This window comes from Kitasatospora griseola, from assembly GCF_014648555.1.
Classification (GTDB): Bacteria; Actinomycetota; Actinomycetes; order Streptomycetales; family Streptomycetaceae; genus Kitasatospora; species Kitasatospora griseola.
In genome coordinates this window covers 100,838-117,420 of sequence record NZ_BMRI01000010.1, presented here as the reverse complement: position 1 = coordinate 117,420, position 16,583 = coordinate 100,838, and the positions used below count along the sequence as shown (strand labels likewise).

Sequence of the window (16,583 nt, the reverse complement as noted above, 5' to 3'; positions counted from 1 at the left end):
ATGACCACGGCTCCCACCCCGGTGCCGGCCCCGGCCGCCGCTGACCTCAGCGGCGGCCCGGTGGCCGCCGGCGCCGCCACCACCGCCCCCACCCCCGAGCCCGCCGGACGCCGCCTGCTGCGCGGCAAGTCCTGGCTGGCCACCGTCCCCCTGCTGCTGTTCTTCCTGATCGGCTTCGGCCTGCCGGCCGTCGCCATCGTCACCGGGGCGTTCACCGTCTCCAGCGACGCGGAGACCGGCGCGGGCTCGTTCACCACCGCCAACGTCACCGACTCGGTGCAGGGCGCCTACTGGACGGCGCTGCTGTCCAGCATCAAGCTGTCCGCGCTCACCGCGCTGATCGGCACCGCGGTCGGCGTGCCGATCGCCCAGGCGGTGCTCACCTCCCGGTTCCGGATGCTGCGCGAGGCGGTGCTGACCGCCTCCGGCGTGCTCGCCAACTTCGGCGGCCTGCCGCTGGCGTTCGCCTTCGTCGCCACCCTCGGCAACGCCGGCGAGCTGACCAAGATGTTCCACCTGACCGACCACGGCTGGTCGCTGTACAGCTTCACCGGCCTGACCGTCGCCTACCTGTACTTCCTGGTGCCGCTGATGGTGCTCACCATCACCCCCGCACTGGAGGGCCTGCGGGTCCAGTGGCGCGAGGCCGCCCAGAACAACCGGGCCACCGGCCTCCAGTACTGGCGGCACGTCGCGCTGCCGATCCTGTTCCCCTCGCTGCTCGGCGGCTTCGTGCTGCTGTTCGGCTCGGCGTTCGCCGCGTACGCCACCGCCGCCGCTATGGTCGGCGCCACCGTCCCGCTGATCAGCCGTCAGATCGCCGACGCGCTGTCCGGCAACGTGCTGGTCGGCCAGGGCAACCTGGCGCTGGCGCTCAGCCTGGACATGATCATCGTCGCCGTCCTGGTGATGGCCGTCTACCTGCCCCTCCAGCGCCGGAGTGCCCGATGGCTCAGCTGATCTCCCGTCTGCGGGTCTGGCGCGGGGCGGTCCTGCTGCTGGCCGGCCTGTACTTCCTGATCCCGATGGCCGCCTCGGTGTGGTTCTCGATCGACGATGTCAACGGCATCTCCTTCGACGCCTACACCGGCCTGCTGTCCGCCCCCGGCTTCACCGACAGCCTGGTTCTCACCCTGGAACTCGCCGTCGTCACCGTGGTGGTGCTGCTGCTCCTGCTGGTGCCCGCGATGATCGCGGTCCGGCTCGGCTCGCCGAAGCTCCGCCCGGTGCTCGAAGTGGTCTGCACCCTGCCGCTGGTGGTGCCGCCGGTCGCCCTGACCGCCGGCCTGATCGGCGTGCTCCGCTGGGGCCCGGACTACCTGATGGACACCCCGTTCTTCCAGACCTTCGTGTTCGTCCAGCAGCCGCAGTTCCCGCTGGTCCTGGTGATTGCCTACGTGCTGATGGCACTGCCGCTGGCCTACCGCGCCCTGGACTCCGGCCTGCGCGCCGTGGACGTCCGCACCCTGGTCGAGGCCGCCCGCAACTGCGGCGCGAGCTGGCCCCGGGCCGTGTTCTCGGTGATCCTGCCGAACCTGCGCGGCGCGCTGCTGAACGCCTCCTTCCTCACCCTGGCCCTGGTCCTCGGCGAGTTCACCACCGCCTCGATCCTCGGCTACCAGCCCTTCGCCGTGTGGATCTACTCGGTCGGCAACAGCCAGGGCCAGATGTCCGTCGCGGTGTCCGTGCTCAGCCTGCTGATCACCTGGGTGCTGCTGCTCCTGCTGGCCGCCGCCGGCCGCGAGCGCCGCCACAAGACCGCCACCGCCTCCTGAGCCTCCCCGGAGACCACCACCCATGAGCACCGCCACCGTCGCCCCCACCACCAGCGCCACCGTCGAATTCCGCTCGCTGCGGCGGCAGTTCGGCACCACCACCGCCCTCGACGGCCTCGACCTGACGGTCGAGCCGGGCGAACTCCTGGCCCTGCTCGGCCCGTCCGGCTGCGGCAAGACCACCGCGCTGCGCATCCTCGCCGGGTTCGAGACCCACGACTCCGGCGAGGTCCTGGTCGACGGCGAGGACATCACCCGGATCCCCGCCCACAAGCGCGACGCCGGCATGGTGTTCCAGTCCTACAGCCTCTTCCCGCACCTCACCGCCGCCGACAACGTCGCCTTCGGCCTGCGCATGCGCGGCGTCGCCAAGGCCGAACGCCGGCGGCGCGCCCAGGAGTTGCTGGAACTCGTCGGCCTGCCGCAGCGCGCCGAGCACTACCCGCACCAGATGTCCGGCGGTCAGCAGCAGCGCATCGCCCTGGCCCGCGCCCTCGCCCTCCAGCCGCGCGTGCTGCTCCTCGACGAGCCGCTCTCCGCGCTCGACGCGAAGGTCCGCCTCTCGCTGCGCGAGGAGATCCGCCGCCTCCAGCAGGAACTCGGCATCACCACCCTGTTCGTGACGCACGACCAGGAGGAGGCCCTCTCGATGGCCGACCGGGTCGCCGTGCTGCGCGCCGGACAGCTCGAACAGTGCGCGACGCCCTCCGAGCTGTACTCGCGGCCGGCCACCGCGTTCGTCGCCGAGTTCGTCGGCACCATGAGCCGCATCCCGTGCGTGCGCACGGCCGACGGTCAGGTCGAAGTGCTCGGCCGCCGGCACCCCGTGGACGGCGACCTCCCCGCGGACGGCGACCTGCACGTCCTGGTCCGCCCCGAGAACGTCGAGCTCACCCCCGCTGCGGACGGCCCCGCCCAGGTGATCGCCGCCTCCTTCCTCGGCGCCGTCACCCGCCTCACCGTCCGCCTCCCCGACGGCACCGAGATCAAGTCCGACCTCCCCACCGAGACCGCCGCCACCCTCCCCCTCGGCACCCACGCCACCCTCGCCCTCCCCGACCGCCCGGTCCTCGTCGACCGCAGGTCCTGACGGACGCCGACTCGCGCCCGGTCGGAGAAACGACGCCCGCCGGGCCGGAGGGCCCGGCACTCCGAAGTCCCGGCACTCCGAAGTCCCGTGCCCACGAAGGTCGGCGCCGCCGAAGTCCCGTGCCCCGTCCGGGGCGTGGGGACCTGCGCGAAGCGGAAGGCAGCATGCCGCAGCCGCCCGCCGACAGCCGGGTGCACCGCCCAACGCCCCTGCGCCCCGTCGCCCGATGAGCCCACGTAAGGTACCGCCATGCCTGCATCCCGCCCCGCCGCCGTCCTGTTCGACATGGACGGCACCCTGGTCGACACCGAGCACCTCTGGTGGCAGGCCGCAGCCGAACTCGCCGCCGAGCTCGACCTCACCCTCACCGACGCCGACCTCCCGGAGGTCCTCGGTCAGGCGGTCGAGCACACCGCCGCCCACCTGCACCGCAGCAGTCTCACCGGCCGCCCCGAGGCCGATCTGGTCGAGCACCTGAACAACGCGTTCGCCGCCAAGGTCGAGGCCGAGACCGTCCCCCGCCCGGGTGCTCTCGCCCTGCTCGCCGCGCTCCGGGACGCACGGATCCCCGCCGCCCTGGTGTCCGCGTCCCCGCGCCGCGTCGTCGATCTCGTCCTGAACGCTCTCGGCCCGCACTGGTTCGCCACCACGCTCGCCGCCGAGGACACCCCCCGCACCAAGCCCGCGCCGGACCCGTACCTGGCCGCCGCCGAGCGTCTCGGCCTCGCCCCGGCCGCCTGCGTCGCCGTCGAGGACACCCCGACCGGTGTCGCCTCCGCGCGCGCCGCCGGCTGCGCCGTCCTCGCGGTGCCGTCGACCGTCCCGATCCCGACCGCCGACGGCATCACCGTGCTGGACAGCCTCGAACACGCCGACCTCGCCTTCCTCGGCGCCCTCACCGCCGACCCGGCGTCCTGATGCCGTACCTGCTGCTCGCGCTCGCGATAGCCGGCGAGGTCTGCGCCACCAGCCTGCTGAAGCTGACCGACGGCTTCTCCCGGCTGTGGCCCAGCCTCGCCGTCGGCGCCGGCTACGTGCTGTCGTTCTACCTGCTGGGCCGCGCCCTCAAGCACATACCGGTCTCCGTCGCCTACGCCGTCTGGTCCGGCGCGGGCACGGCCGCCGTGGCGGCCATCGGCGCCACCTTCTTCGGCGAGTCCCTGGGCCGGCTGCAGTGGTGCGGCATCGCCCTGGTGATCGCCGGCGTGGTCCTGCTCAACCTCCGCTCCACCCACTGAGCCGCGCACACCGGATTGACCGCCGCGCCGCCGGTCGACGAGCATCCCTGCATGCCGCTGCACGCCACCCTCGCCCGCGCCGACGCCGATCTCGCGGCGGGCCGCGTCCCGATGGCCCGGCAGCGGCTGCGCAGCCTGGTCGAGCACTACCCGACCGACCTGACGGTGCGTCGCCGACTGGCCGCCGTGTACCGCCTGTACGGCGAGCCGGCCGAGGCGGGGCGCTGGAACCACCTGGACGAGTCCGCCGACCCGGCGGAGACCGCGGCGTTCGAGGCCCGGCACCCGGATCCGCTGCGCCGGATGATCGCCCTGTGCTGGCGCGCCCCCGAGGACCACGCCCCGACGGAGACCGCCCGGGCCCGGCTCGCCGCCCTCCGCGGGACGGCCGTCGGCGGCGACGGCGGCCCCGTCGCCTGGACCGATCTGTACATCGCCGCGGCGGACAAGGTCCCGAAGGACGAGCCACGGGACTTCCTCCTGCCCGGCTGCCTGGCCGTCGCGGCCGTCCTCCTCGCGCCGGCCGTGATCGGCGCGATCACCACCGTCCGGTGGCTCCTGTGACGGGACGAGCCCTCGCCGGAAAGCCGATTGACGCCTCGTCCGTCCGCCCGGAACGATCACCGTCATGAGCGTCGAATCCACCCTGGCCAAGGCCGAGACGGACCTGCGCGAGGGTCGGCTCGGCCTGGCCCGGCGCCGACTGCGCGGCCTGCTGGAGAGCCGCCCGACCGACCTGGCCGTCCGTCACCGCCTCGCCGGGTCGTACCGCTGGATCCACTGCCTCGACGAGTCGGGTCGGTGGAACTACCTGGACGAGTCGCTGACCGTCGACGAATTCGCCGCCTTCGAGCGCCGGTTCCGCGACCCGGCCCGGCGCCTGGCCGTCCTGCACTGGCCCGACCCCGAGCACACCCCGCCGGCGACCCCGCTCGCCCGCCGTCGTCTCGCCGCCCTGCACCGGCAGGCCACCGGCCGGCAGCCGAACTGGCCGGACCACCCGGACGACGCGGCGACGGTCGCCCCGCCCCTGCCGCCGCGCCCGATGCCGCGCCCACCCGTGCACCGGGCGCCGCTCCCCCGGTTCGCGCCGCGCCAGCCCGAAATGCCGATGCATGTCGCCGCGTTCCGGCTGACGCTGTTCATCGCCGTCGGGGTGGCCCTGATCGCGCTGGTCCAGCACCAGCTCGGTTGACGCCCACCGGAAGGCCGGCAGGGTGCCGACGCTGCCTCAACCCGCCGACGCTGTCCGCTACTTGAGCGAGTCCCGGAGCGCGTCCACCCGGTCCGCGGAGGCGGTGAAGTCGTCGCGGTCGAGGTCCCCGGAGTCCAGCGCGCCCGCCAGGGCGGCCGCGGCCTGGTCGCCCTGGCCGACGTCGCGGGCGGAGCAGAGGATCAGGTCGACCCCGGCCCGGGCGACGGCGAGGGCGCGCTTGTCGGTGCCGCCGACGGGGTCGAGGGCCTTGGCCTCCAGGGCGTCGGTGACGGTGACGCCCTGGTAGTTCAGGCGGGTGCGGAGCTCGTCGTGGACGACGGTGCCGGACAGGCCGGCGGGGGTGCCGGGGTCGAGCGCGGGGTAGATCGCCCAGGCCAGCATCACCAGTTCGACGCCGGCGGCGACCGCGTCCTGGTAGGGCCGTTCGTCGACGCTGCGCAGCTGGTTGAGCGGGACGTTGAGGGTGACGGGTTCCTCGTCGGTGTTGGCGCCGGCGGGGGCGCTGCCGAGGCCCGGGAAGTGCTTGGCGGTGGCAGCGACGCCCGCGCCCTGCTGGGCCTTGATGAAGGCGGAGCCGAGCTTGCCGACGACCGCGGGGTCGGTGCTGTAGGAGCGCTGGGCGCTGTCGGCGAAGTCGCCGGGGGTGCGGTAGACGTCGAGCACGGGCGCCAGGTTGAGGTTGAGTCCGAAGCCGGTGAGCGTCGCGGCGGCCTGGTTGCCGGTGGCCGTGGCCGCGGCGATCGGATCGGCGGCGCGGCCGACGTCCTTCGCGGACTGCGCGGGCCCGCCGGGCAGCCGTCGGACCAGGCCGCCCTCCTGATCGGTCATCAGCAGCAGCGGCCGGGGGTGCGGGCTCTGCTGTTCGGCCTGCCGCAGCTGGTTGACGGCGGTGCGCAGCACGGACGGGTCGCTGCCGACGTTCTCGGCGAAGAAGATCACTCCGGCCACCCGGCCTTCGCGGATGCGTTGCAGCAGCGCGGCGGGCGGGGTGGTGCCGGGATAGGAGTAGACGATCCGCTGCCCGGCGAGGTCGGCGGAGTTCGCCCCGGCGGTGGGGGACGGCGTCGGCTCGGGGCTGGTCGTCGGACTCGGCGACGGGCTTGCGGGCAGGGGGCTCTCGGTCGGCGCGGCGTCGGTGGTCGCGGGGGCCGGCGACGGGCTGCTGCCGCCGGTTCCGGGCGATCCGCAGGCGGTGAGCAGCGTCAGGCCGAGAGCGAGCAGGCCGACCGACCTCAGTGAGAGCGACATACCGTCAGATAAGCACGTGAATACGCCGGGAGCCAGCACCAGCGGCCCCGGGGCGTCGCCACCCCGGGGCCGTACGGAGCATTGACGCGGCGTCAGCCGCGCAGCACCGCGGGCAGCTCGGCGATCGAGCCCAGCACGTGGGTGGCGCCGTCGGCACGCAGCCGGGCCTCGTCGTGGGCGCCGGTGAGCACGCCCGCCACTACGGACGCGCCCGCCCGGGCGCCGGTGAGCATGTCGTAGCCGGTGTCGCCGGCCACCGCGATCTGCCGGACCGAGTCGGTGCGGGTGCGCAGCAGCGCGGTGAGCACCATGTCGGGGTAGGGGCGGCCGCGGCCCGCGTCGGCGGGGCACAGCGTCAGGTCGGCGACGTCCTGCCAGCCGAGGGCCGCCAGGATGCTGTCCTGGGTGGTCCGGGAGAAGCCGGTGGTGAGGACGACCTTCCGGCCCTGGCCGCGCAGCTCGGCGATCGCCTCGGCGGCGCCGGGCAGCGCCTCGCAGCGGCCCTGGCCGACCAGGCTGTCGTAGCCGGCCTCGAAGGCCAGGTTGGCGGCCTGGGCGCGGTCCTCGTCGCCGAACAGGTGACGGAACACCGAGATCTTGGACTCGCCCATGGTGGCGCGGACGTGCGCCAGCATCGTGGCGTGCTCGGGGCTGCCGGGCTCGACGCCCTGGGAGCGGGCGGCGGCCTCGAAGGCGAGCTCCACCAGGCCGTCGTCGGCGACGGTGGTGCCGGCCATGTCGAGCACCACCAGGGACACATCGTGCGTGGTCATGTTCTGCCCTTGCAGTCGAACGGGAGGGGGAGGCTCAGAGGCCGGCGAGGTTCGCCGTGGTCTCGGCGATCGCGGGCGAGCAGGTCATGCCGCGCCCGCCGGGGCCGGTGACCAGCCAGGCGCCCTCGGCGACCTGCTGGCGGTGCACCACCCGGGTGCTGTCCAGGCACTGGGCGTAGACGCCGGCCCAGCGGCGGCGGATCTTCGGCAGCGGCCGGCCGAGCAGCGCCTCGGCGACCTCGGCGACGTGCTCGTACGGGTCCTCGACCACGTCGAAGCCGAACGGCTGGTCGTACTCGTGGGTGTCGCCGATGGTGAGGCCGCCGTCCTTGCGCTGGACCATCAGCAGCTGCATCTTGTGCTCGGCGGCGACCGGCGACTGCGGCTGGGAGGCGCGCAGCGCGTCCAGCTCGGGGCCGGCGAAGGCGGGGTAGTAGCGGAACGAGTCGCCGTCGGCGACCGAGGTGGTGAGGGTCTCGTCCAGCGGGTCGGTCTGCATCATCTGCAGGCGCACCCGGCGCACCGGCAGGTCGGGGGCGAGTTCGCGGACCAGGCCGCCGAGCCAGGCGCCGGTGCACAGGATCACCTGGTCGCCCTGGTGCAGCTGCCCGTGGTCGTCGCGGACGGCGGCGGCGCCGACCACCTCGCGGACCTCGCGTCCGGGCAGGAAGGTGTAGCGGCCGGTGGCCTCCAGCGCGGCGCGCAGCGCGGGCTGGGCGACCCGGGACTCGACGGCGCCGTCGCGGGTGCAGTGCAGGCCGCCGAGGAAGCTGCCGCGCAGCGCCGGGTTGACGGCGCGGACCTGGTCGGCGTCCAGCAGCCGGTAGCCGCGGGCGGCGGCGTCGGGCAGCTGCACGGCGGCTTCGGCGACGGCCAGCTCGGCCTCGGTGCGGGCCAGCGTGAGCGAGCCGTTGGGGCGGAACCACAGGCCGGGGACGCGGGCGCCGATCTGCTCCCACAGTTCGCGGGCGCGCAGCGCGACCTCGAGTTCCTCACCGGCGGCGCGGCCGCTGACCCAGACCAGTCCGAAGTTGCGGACGGAGGCGCCGCGCGCCTCGGCCTCGCGCTCCAGGTGGACGACCTCGTGGCCGCGCTCGACGGCCTGCCAGGCGTGCATGGTGCCCAGCACGCCTGCTCCTACGACGATTACCTTCATGCGGACAGGCTCGGGCGTCGAGGTGGCCGCAGGTCGTCCGGCTCCCGTCGGGCAGGTGAACCGCCCGCAAGAGTTGTCCATACAACCTGCGCGCGGCTACGCCGCTCCGGCGCCGAGCACGGGGCCGAGCGGGCCGGTGCGCAGCCGGTCGACCAGCGGCGCGGCGCGGCCGGCCAGCGCGGCCAGCGGGAGCGCCACCAGGACGCCGACCACCGCGGCCACGGCCACGTCGTGCGGGTAGTGCGCGCCGACCCAGACCCGGGAGGCGCCCATCAGCACGGCGGCGAGCAGGCCGAGCAGGCCGAGTCGGCGGTCGGCGTACCAGAGCGCGGCGGCGGCGGCGAACGCGATCACCGTGTGGTTGCTGGGGAAGGACCAGTCGCCGGGGGCCGGGCAGGCCTCGATGGTGAAGCTGCCCGGGATCTGCTGACAGGGCCGGTTCTCCTCGACGATCCCCTTGAAGACCGAGTTGACCAGGTACGCGGCCACCACGATCAGCGGCGAGGCCAGCACCCGCGCCATCATCACCGAGTCGGCGGCCCGGGCCCGCCACCAGCCCCACACCATCAGCAGCGCGAACACCGCGAGGCCGTACGCGGACCACTCCTTGGTCAGCTGGTCGAACCAGTGCGGGGCGGACTCGGCCCACCCGGTGATCCGGGTGTAGAGGCTGCCGTCGATGCCGCTGCCGTCGTAGGCGAGCAGGCGGGCGGAGGGATGAACGTTCGGAGTCACAGGGACAACATGTACCAGAACGGACACCGCGGACGGCTCGTTCGCGGTTCCGAGCAGGAGTGACTGGGGCAAGGCTGGCGGACCTCCCGTTACCGTGGGGGTGGCCGATCGCGGGCCACCCCCGTGCGTCTACAGTGTTGTAGACGTCGATCGACAGGACTGTAGACGAATCCCGGAGGTTCGCGCGACATGACGGATTCACCCGCCCGTCGCCCGGCAGGAGAGCTTGAGGCCCAGGTGCTCGCCGCCCTCTGGGCCGCCGGCGCCCCGCTCACCCCCCAACAGGCGCAGGACGCCGTCGACGCCGACCTGGCCCGCACCACGGTCGCCACCATCCTGGCCAGGCTGCACGAGAAGGGCACCGTCGCCCGCAGCAAGGCCGGCCGGTCCTTCGCCTACACCCCCACCGTCCAGGACGCCGACGGCCTCGCCGCCCGCCGGATGCGCACCGAGCTCGACCGCGGCCGCGACCGCTCCACCGTCCTCGCCCGGTTCGTCTCCGACCTGTCCGACGAGGACGAGCGACTGCTGCGCGACCTGCTCGGGGACCAACCGTGACCCTCGCCGTCTGGATCCCGCTGCTGCTGCCGCTGCTCGCCGCCCCGCTGGCCCGCCGACTCGCCGAGCAGCTCGCCCCGCGCGCCGCCGCGCTCACCCTGGCCGCCACCGCCGCCGCGCTCGGCACCGCCGCCCTGGCCTCGCTCGGCCTGCTCGCCGTCACCGGCCTGCTGCACCTGCCGTACGCCGCCGCCCTCGCCCACTTCTCCCCTGCCCGCCGCCTGCCCGACGCGCTGACCGGGACGCAGTGGGCGCCCGCCGCCACCGCCGCCGTGCTCGCCCTGCTGCTGATCGGCGCGCTCGCCGGCCGCACCGCCCACCACCAGCTCGCCGACCTGCGCCGGGCCCGCCGCGCCATCGGCGACGCCCCCGTCGGCCTGCGCGAACGACTGCGCCGCACCGGCCCGGCCACCGCGCTCACCGTGCTCGACGACGATCGCGCCGATGCCTACGCGCTGCCCGGCCGCCCGCCGCGGATCGTCGCCACCACCGGCATGCTGGCCGCGCTCAGCGCCCCCGAGCGGGCCGCGCTGCTCGCCCACGAACGCGCCCACCTGGCCGGCCGCCACCACCTGCTGCTGGCCGCCGCCGAGTACGCCGCCGCCTGCCACCCGGCGCTGCGGCCGCTGCGCGGCGCGCTCGGCTACCACCTGGAGCGCTGGGCCGACGAGTGCGCCGCCGTCGAGGTCGGCGACCGGGCGCTCACCGCCCGCGCCATCGGCCGGGCCGCCCTCGCCACCGCCCGCCACCCGGCCGCCCCGCGCCCCCGGCTGGCCCCCGCGGCGGCCGGCGGCCCGGTGCCGCGCCGGGTCCGGGCCCTGCTCACCCCCGCCCCGCCGCGCCACCGCCGCACCGTCCGCACGCTGGCCGCGCTCGCCCTGGCCGGCTGCCTGGCCGCCACCGCGGTCACCACCGCGGAGGCCGGCCACGACCTCCACCGGGCCGTCGAGACCGCCCAGGGCGAGCGCCCCGCACAGCACCGCTGACCGGGCGGAACCGACCAGTCTGCACCGGCGCCCGCCGCGTGCACGACATCTTCTGCCCGGCTCGGCGTGTCCACGTCGACCGGCCTACGCTGACAGCCGACGTCGAGACGGGGGTACCCATGCAGCACGGCACCAGAAGCCCCCGCCCGTCCGCCCGCGCGCACGCCCGGGCCTACGACCGGACCATGGCCGGCGAGCGGCCCGCCCCCGGCGACCACCCGGTCCGCCCGGAGATCGAGGACTCCTGGGCCCGGCTGCGCCGCCTCGGCATGGACCCGGAACGCCCCCGCGAGAGCCACCGGGTGGCGCCCGCCGAACTGGAGGAGCTGCGCCGCGCCACCGGCCTGGCCGCGGTCCTGCCGGTGCTCCGCTCCACCCTGTTCGTGCCCGGCGACTCCACGCCGCTGGTGCTCGCGGTCTCCGACCCGAAGGCCCGGATCCTGTGGATGGACGGCGAGCAGCGGCTGCGCCGCGCCGTGGACGCGATCGGCTTGGAACAGGGCGCGCTCTGGTCCGAGGACGAGGTCGGCACCAACGCCATCGGCCTGGCCGCCCGCACCGCCCGGCCCGCCCAGGTGCACTCCGCCGAGCACTACCTGCGCAGCCACCACCACTGGTCCTGCTTCGGCGCGCCGATCCGCGACCCGCGCACCGGCCGCCCGGCCGGCGTGGTCGACCTCAGCGGCCCGGCCGTCGGCGACCACCACTACCTGCGGCAGCTCGCGCTGACCGCCGCCCGCCTCGCCGAGACCGAGCTGCGCGCCGCCCACCTGGAGGCACTGCACCACCTGCGCACCGTCGCGGTGCCGCTGCTGGCCCGCTTCGGCGGCCCCGCCCTGGTCGTCGACCCGGCCGGCTGGACGGCCGCCGCGGTCGGCGTCCCCGCCCCGCCCCGGCTGGCCCTGCCCGCGGAGAGCTGGGAGGGCAGCAGCGTGCACTGGGTGCCGACGCTCGGCGAGTGCACGGTGGAGCCGCTGGCCGACGGCTGGCTGATCCGCCCGTCCGCGCCGCAGCCCGCCGACCCCGCCGCGCACTCCGGCCCCGGCCTGGTCGAACTGGACCTGCGCCGCACCGACCGGCCGGAACTCCGGGTCAGCGGCAGCGCCGGCTGCTGGTCGCACACCCCGAGCCCCCGGCACACCGAGCTGCTCCTGATGCTGGGCCTGCACCGGGACGGCCTGAGCGCCGCCGAACTCGCCGAGGCGCTGTTCGCCGACCCCGGCCGCACCGTCACCGTGCGCGCCGAACTCTCCCGCCTCCGCCGGCACCTGGGCCCGCTCCTGGAGGCCCGGCCGTACCGCCTGTCCGCCTGCGCCCAGGTGACGGTGCACGGACCGGACGACCCCTACGACCTGCTCCCCGGCTCGGCCTCCCCGGCCGTCCGCGCCCTGCGGGCCGACCTGGCCCGCGGCGTGCTGCGCCTGCCGACGGCCCCCGGGGCGGCGCGGCCCTAAAGCGCGCCGGACCCGCCCTGGGTCAGCAGCCGCGTCAACTCCTCGTCGCTGGGCAGCACTTCGGCCTCCCGACCGTCCGGAACGAGCCGGTAGGTGCGCTCCAGCCAGGCCTTCGCCTGCGGCCGGGACACCTCCAGCAGCGCGCTGCCGTGCGGGGACTCCAGCGCCACATGCAGGGTGAGGCCGTGGCACGGGCAGTGGGTGGGCCACAGCTTGACGTCGCCCTGGCCGCTGAGCGAGTCCAGGCCGTCGCGCAGCAGCTCGCGGGAGAACACCCAGTCCGCCTCGTCGGGTCGGCCGACGTGGAAGGTCAGGCGAACCTCGTACGGCGCGGCCGCGTCGTAGCGGAACCGGGTGCGCACCTCGCCGAGCTGCTCCTCGTCCAGCGCGATCCGCAGCACCAGCACCTCCTCCACCGCACGGGGCTCGGCGGCCACGGCCTGCTCGCCGCCGGCGGGGGTGGCGGCGAGCGGCTGGTCGGACGGGGCGGACAGCGGATCGCGCGGCATGACGGTCTCTCCGAGGCGTGCTGGGTCTCCGCCCAGCCTGGCCCCGCGCACCGGCGCCTGCAACGGTTGCAGGGGGTTGCACGCGCACTTTCGAACGGCCTGTTCCGGCCATCCGCCGCCCCCGGACCGCAACGTCCCGATTCGCACCCCGGTTCGGTCCGAGGATCTGGCGGTCCGTCAGTCCGCTGATATTCTCGTCCCTCACGCGCCGTTCGCCCGGGCACCCCGGCGGCACCGGGTGCGGCGTCGCGTTCGGACCGGACGTCGGACGCGGACCAGACCCAGGAAGGGGAGCCCGGTGGCGCTCCGCGAGCACTCCCGGCCCGTCACCGCGGGCCGGACCGGACGGCACGGCCGGCCCCGGCCCTTCGGCGGCCGACTGCGGCTGCCCACCATCCGGTTCTCCGGCGCGGCGATGGCGATGTCCACCGTGGTCGGGATCAGCCTGGCCACCACCTGGCTCCTGAACGAGCAGCAGCAGATCGGCCGCCGCCCGGGCGTGACCGTCGGCGGCCCGCCCGTGCCCAGCCCCGACGCCTCCGCACCGACCGCCGACGCCACCCCCGTCGAGGAGCCCGTCGGCACCCAGGCCGTCCCGGTCCCGGCGCTCGGCACCGCGACCGCCTCCCCGCTCCCCGGCCCGACCCGCACCGCCGCCCGCCCGGCCGTCGCGACGAGCCGTCCGGCGGCCCCGACGCCCTCGCCGTCGGTCAGCAGCCCCACCGCGCCCACCGCGTCCGCGTCGCCGTCCCCCTCCGCGAGCGACAGCGGCACGCCGCTCGCCCCGTCCCCCTCCGCCTCGCCGCGACCCGAACCGGACCCCACCCTGCCCCAACCGCTCAGCGGCACGGCCCGGGTGGACGCACTGGGCCGCACCGGCACCCGGCACGTCGTGCAGCTCCGACTCGACGAGACGATGACGGCCCTCCAGGTCGAGTTCCGCCTCATCCGCCCGGCCGCCCTCCCCGGCACCGTCCCCGCCACCGACCTCCCGGGCGCGGTCGCCACCGTCGCCCTGGAACGCGACACCCTGATCTACCGCTTCACCACCCCCTCCGACCAGCCGCTCCCCCCGGGCACCTACACCTTCACCGTCACCGGAGCGATCGCCGCCCCCACCCCCGCCACCCCCGAAACCTGGACCGCCTCCGCCTTCGCCCTCCCCACCACCCGCGCAGTCGCGGCCCGCGGCAGCTTCTGACAGCCCCGCCAGGGGCTCGTGGGGGCACCTCCCAGCCTGTGCCCCCACGAGCCCCTGGTGGTCATCCCTTACTCGAAGGCCGCCCGCACCGCGCGAGTGCGTCGCAGGTCGTCGGTGCAGTCCGCCAGGTTGCGGCGCAGCGAGGGCGTCAACTCCGGTGCAGCGAGAGCCTGTTCCGCGGCGCTCAGCACCTCGGGGGTGGCGTGGGCGACGGGGTACAGGGTCTCGCCGAGCAGTCGGGAGACGATGTCGCCGCGCCGGGCGGCCTCGCCGATCCGTTCGAAGTAGCGCAGCGCGTACGCGCCCATCTCGTCGTCGGAGCCGGAGGTCCAGAACCCGCGGGCGGTGGCCTCCAGCACGCGGTTGGACATCGCGTCGGGCGTGAACAGGTCCTGCCAGGCCGCGGCCTTGGTCGCGCTCCCGGGGAGGGCGGCCCGGCAGCGCGCGGCGCCGAACTCGGCCTCGGTGCCGGGTTCGCGGGCGAGCTCGGCGGCGATCTGCGGTTCGTCGAGTTCGCCGAGCGAGGCCAGTCGGGCCAGGCCCGCCCAGCGCAGCTCGGGGCCGATCGCCAGCCCGGCGGGAACGCTCTCGCCGGTCAGCCAGCCGCGCAGTTCGGCGAGTTGCGGTTCGCCGCCGGAGGTCTCGACCGCGGCGCGCAGGGCGGCCAGCCGGATGCCGTCGCTGCTGTCGCCGGCGAGCAGGGCGCGGGCGGTGCGGCTGATCGCGGCGAGGCCTTCGGTGCGGCGGGCGCCGGTCAGGTGGCGGCCGACGATGTGGACGTGGGCGAAGGTGAGCACCGCTTCGACGATGGAGTCGACGTTCTCGGCGGGCAGGTGGCGTTCCATCAGGCCGAGGTAGGCGGCCGGGTCGAGTTCGGCGTCCCGGACCAGGTCGCGGGCGTGGGCCCAGAGCACGGCGCGGGTGACGTCGTCCTCGACGGCGGACAGCGATTCGGTGACGAGCTGCCAGGAGTGCGCGTCCAGGCGGATCTTGGCCCAGGTGAGGTCGCCGTCGTTGGGGACGACCAGCTGGGCGCCGGCCTCGACCAGGGCGGGCACGACGACCCGGCGGCCGGGGCCGAGCTCGACGGCGACGCGGCCGGCGGGGACGACGCGGCCGCCCTCGATCCGGTAGCCGCCGACCTGGATCAGGTGCGGACGCTCGCCCTCGTTGACCACGGTGAGCGCGGTCAGGGCGCCGTCGGCGGCGCGCTCGGTCTCCGCGCGCAGGGTGTCGACGCCGCTGGTGCGCAGCCAGCTCTCGGCCCAGCCGTGCACGTCGCGGCCGCTGGCGGCGGCGAGCGCGGCCAGGAAGTCGGGCAGTTCGGCGTTGCCGTACAGGTGGTCGGCGAAGTAGGCGTTGAGGCCGGCGAAGAACGCCTCGTCGCCGAGCCAGGCGACCAGCTGGCGCAGCGCGGACGCGCCCTTGGCGTAGGAGATGCCGTCGAAGTTGACCATGGCTTCGGCGACCGAGCGGGTGCCGTTGCCGGCCACCGGGTGGGTGGAGGCGCGCTGGTCGGCGTCGTAGCCCCAGCCCTTGCGCTGCACGGAGAAGCCGGTCCAGGTGCCGGTGAAGCGGGTGGATTCGGCGGCGATCCGGTAGCCGAGCATCTCGGCGAACGACTCGTTCAGCCACAGGTCGTCCCACCAGCGCATGGTGACCAGGTCGCCGAACCACATGTGGGCCATCTCGTGGCAGACCACCATGGCGCGGCGCTCGTGTTCGGCCTCGGTGGCCGGGGAGCGGAACAGCATCTCGTCGCGGAAGACCACGCAGCCGGGGTTCTCCATCGCGCCCCAGTTGAACTCGGGCACGAACGCCTGGTGGTACTCGCCGAACGGGTAGCGCTCGTCGAAGAGTTCGTGCAGCCGGTCGAAGGAGGCGGCGGTCACCTCGAACAGCTCGGGGGCCTCGCGGTCGAGCTCGGCGGCCAGCGAGCGGCGGGCGTGCAGGCCGAGCGGGATGCCGTCGTGCTCGCCGTACACCGAGTGCAGCGGGCCGGCGACCACGGTGAACAGGTAGGTGGAGATCGGCTTGGTGGCGACGAACTCCCACTGGCCGCCGTCGGACTTGACCGGTGCGCCGTTGGAGACCAGCGTCCAGTCGTCGGGGGCGGTGGCGGTGAGGGTGATCGGGGCCTTCAGGTCCGGCTGGTCGAAGCAGGCGAAGACCTTGGCCGCCAGGTCGGGGCCGCAGGTGGCGTACAGGTAGACGGCGTCGTCGGCGGGGTCGGTGTAGCGGTGCAGCCCCTCGCCAGTGCGCGAGTAGCGCATCTCGGCGTCGATGAGCAGCTCGTTCTCGGCGCGCAGGCCGGGCAGCGCGAGTCGGTTGCCGTCCAGGGCGGTCACGTCCAGCGGCTGCCCGTTCAGGACGGCGCGGTGCAGCGCGGCCGGTTCCAGGTCGACGAAGCTGTCGCTGCCGGGCTCGGCGCATCCGAACCGGATCACGGTGGTGCTGCCGAACCGCTCGGGTCCGCGGGTCAGGTCGAGGTGGACGGTGTAGCCGCGGACCTCCAACAGGCGGGCACGGACAGTTGCTTCGGCTCGTTGCAGTGCTGGCATGACTGCATGCTCGCCGAGCCCGGCCGGGACCGGCAAGCGTGTTCGGCCCGGATTCGCTGGCGGCGTACCCGGGGCGGCCGGGA

General features: G+C 75.0%; 17 protein-coding genes. 11 read left to right on the top strand and 6 right to left on the bottom strand.

Annotated features, from left to right (window positions below):
- From IEZ12_RS15350 to IEZ12_RS15320, 7 genes are all read left to right on the top strand, one after another.
- Positions 1-960: an ABC transporter permease gene (locus tag IEZ12_RS15350; RefSeq protein WP_189272539.1), complete on the top strand. Its 960-nt coding sequence runs from the start codon at positions 1-3 to the stop codon at positions 958-960.
- Positions 948-1,775, top strand: a complete 828-nt coding sequence (locus tag IEZ12_RS15345; protein WP_189272538.1) for an ABC transporter permease — start codon at positions 948-950, stop codon at positions 1,773-1,775. Before IEZ12_RS15350 ends, IEZ12_RS15345 begins: the two co-directional genes overlap by 13 nt.
- Positions 1,776-1,797: 22 nt before the next feature.
- A complete protein-coding gene (locus IEZ12_RS15340; RefSeq protein WP_189272537.1) occupies positions 1,798-2,865 on the top strand; it encodes an ABC transporter ATP-binding protein in 1,068 nt (355 codons plus the stop codon).
- A 249-nt stretch (positions 2,866-3,114) separates the two neighbouring features.
- A complete protein-coding gene (locus IEZ12_RS15335; protein ID WP_189272536.1) occupies positions 3,115-3,783 on the top strand; it encodes an HAD family hydrolase in 669 nt (222 codons plus the stop codon).
- Positions 3,783-4,103 carry a DMT family transporter gene (locus IEZ12_RS15330; protein ID WP_189272535.1) on the top strand — a complete coding sequence of 107 codons (321 nt, stop codon included), beginning with the start codon at positions 3,783-3,785 and terminating at the stop codon, positions 4,101-4,103. Before IEZ12_RS15335 ends, IEZ12_RS15330 begins: the two co-directional genes overlap by 1 nt.
- A gap of 51 nt (positions 4,104-4,154) precedes the next feature.
- Positions 4,155-4,667: a DUF6584 family protein gene (locus tag IEZ12_RS15325; RefSeq protein ID WP_189272534.1), complete on the top strand. Its 513-nt coding sequence runs from the start codon at positions 4,155-4,157 to the stop codon at positions 4,665-4,667.
- A gap of 64 nt (positions 4,668-4,731) precedes the next feature.
- Positions 4,732-5,298 carry a DUF6584 family protein gene (locus tag IEZ12_RS15320; protein WP_189272533.1) on the top strand — a complete coding sequence of 189 codons (567 nt, stop codon included), beginning with the start codon at positions 4,732-4,734 and terminating at the stop codon, positions 5,296-5,298.
- Positions 5,299-5,355: 57 nt separating this feature from the next.
- Here the strand turns inward: IEZ12_RS15320 and IEZ12_RS15315 are convergent, their stop codons facing one another.
- The 4 genes from IEZ12_RS15315 to IEZ12_RS15300 all read right to left on the bottom strand — a co-directional run bounded on the left by IEZ12_RS15315 (position 5,356) and on the right by IEZ12_RS15300 (position 9,231).
- A complete protein-coding gene (locus IEZ12_RS15315; protein WP_189272532.1) occupies positions 5,356-6,567 on the bottom strand; it encodes a glycoside hydrolase family 3 N-terminal domain-containing protein in 1,212 nt (403 codons plus the stop codon).
- Between the two features lie 92 nt (positions 6,568-6,659).
- On the bottom strand, positions 6,660-7,340 hold the full coding sequence (locus tag IEZ12_RS15310) for a phosphonatase-like hydrolase (protein ID WP_189272531.1): 681 nt from the start codon (positions 7,338-7,340) through the stop codon (positions 6,660-6,662).
- Positions 7,341-7,374: 34 nt separating this feature from the next.
- A complete protein-coding gene (locus IEZ12_RS15305) occupies positions 7,375-8,496 on the bottom strand; it encodes a TIGR03364 family FAD-dependent oxidoreductase (protein ID WP_189272530.1) in 1,122 nt (373 codons plus the stop codon).
- A gap of 96 nt (positions 8,497-8,592) precedes the next feature.
- On the bottom strand, positions 8,593-9,231 hold the full coding sequence (locus IEZ12_RS15300; protein ID WP_189272529.1) for a phosphatase PAP2 family protein: 639 nt from the start codon (positions 9,229-9,231) through the stop codon (positions 8,593-8,595).
- 189 nt (positions 9,232-9,420) lie between these two features.
- Between IEZ12_RS15300 and IEZ12_RS15295 the strand changes: the two genes are divergently transcribed.
- The 3 genes from IEZ12_RS15295 to IEZ12_RS15285 all read left to right on the top strand — a co-directional run bounded on the left by IEZ12_RS15295 (position 9,421) and on the right by IEZ12_RS15285 (position 12,229).
- The gene (locus IEZ12_RS15295) at positions 9,421-9,789 is read left to right on the top strand and encodes a BlaI/MecI/CopY family transcriptional regulator (protein ID WP_189272528.1); all 369 of its coding nucleotides are present in this window, start codon (positions 9,421-9,423) and stop codon (positions 9,787-9,789) included.
- On the top strand, positions 9,786-10,775 hold the full coding sequence (locus IEZ12_RS15290; protein WP_189272527.1) for a M56 family metallopeptidase: 990 nt from the start codon (positions 9,786-9,788) through the stop codon (positions 10,773-10,775). The genes IEZ12_RS15295 and IEZ12_RS15290 overlap by 4 nt, the downstream gene beginning before the upstream one ends.
- A 119-nt stretch (positions 10,776-10,894) precedes the next feature.
- The gene (locus IEZ12_RS15285; protein ID WP_189272526.1) at positions 10,895-12,229 is read left to right on the top strand and encodes a sigma-54-dependent transcriptional regulator family protein; all 1,335 of its coding nucleotides are present in this window, start codon (positions 10,895-10,897) and stop codon (positions 12,227-12,229) included.
- Here the strand turns inward: IEZ12_RS15285 and IEZ12_RS15280 are convergent.
- On the bottom strand, positions 12,226-12,738 hold the full coding sequence (locus tag IEZ12_RS15280; protein ID WP_189272525.1) for an SsgA family sporulation/cell division regulator: 513 nt from the start codon (positions 12,736-12,738) through the stop codon (positions 12,226-12,228). The genes IEZ12_RS15285 and IEZ12_RS15280 overlap by 4 nt on opposite strands.
- A gap of 298 nt (positions 12,739-13,036) precedes the next feature.
- On the opposite strand from IEZ12_RS15280, the gene IEZ12_RS15275 reads away from it, so the two are divergent.
- Positions 13,037-13,939, top strand: coding sequence for a hypothetical protein (locus tag IEZ12_RS15275; RefSeq protein ID WP_189272524.1), 903 nt, complete (start codon positions 13,037-13,039; stop codon positions 13,937-13,939).
- A gap of 68 nt (positions 13,940-14,007) precedes the next feature.
- On the opposite strand, the gene pepN is transcribed toward IEZ12_RS15275, so the two are convergent.
- A complete protein-coding gene (gene pepN / locus IEZ12_RS15270; RefSeq protein ID WP_189272523.1) occupies positions 14,008-16,500 on the bottom strand; it encodes an aminopeptidase N in 2,493 nt (830 codons plus the stop codon).
- Positions 16,501-16,583 lie beyond the last annotated feature (83 nt).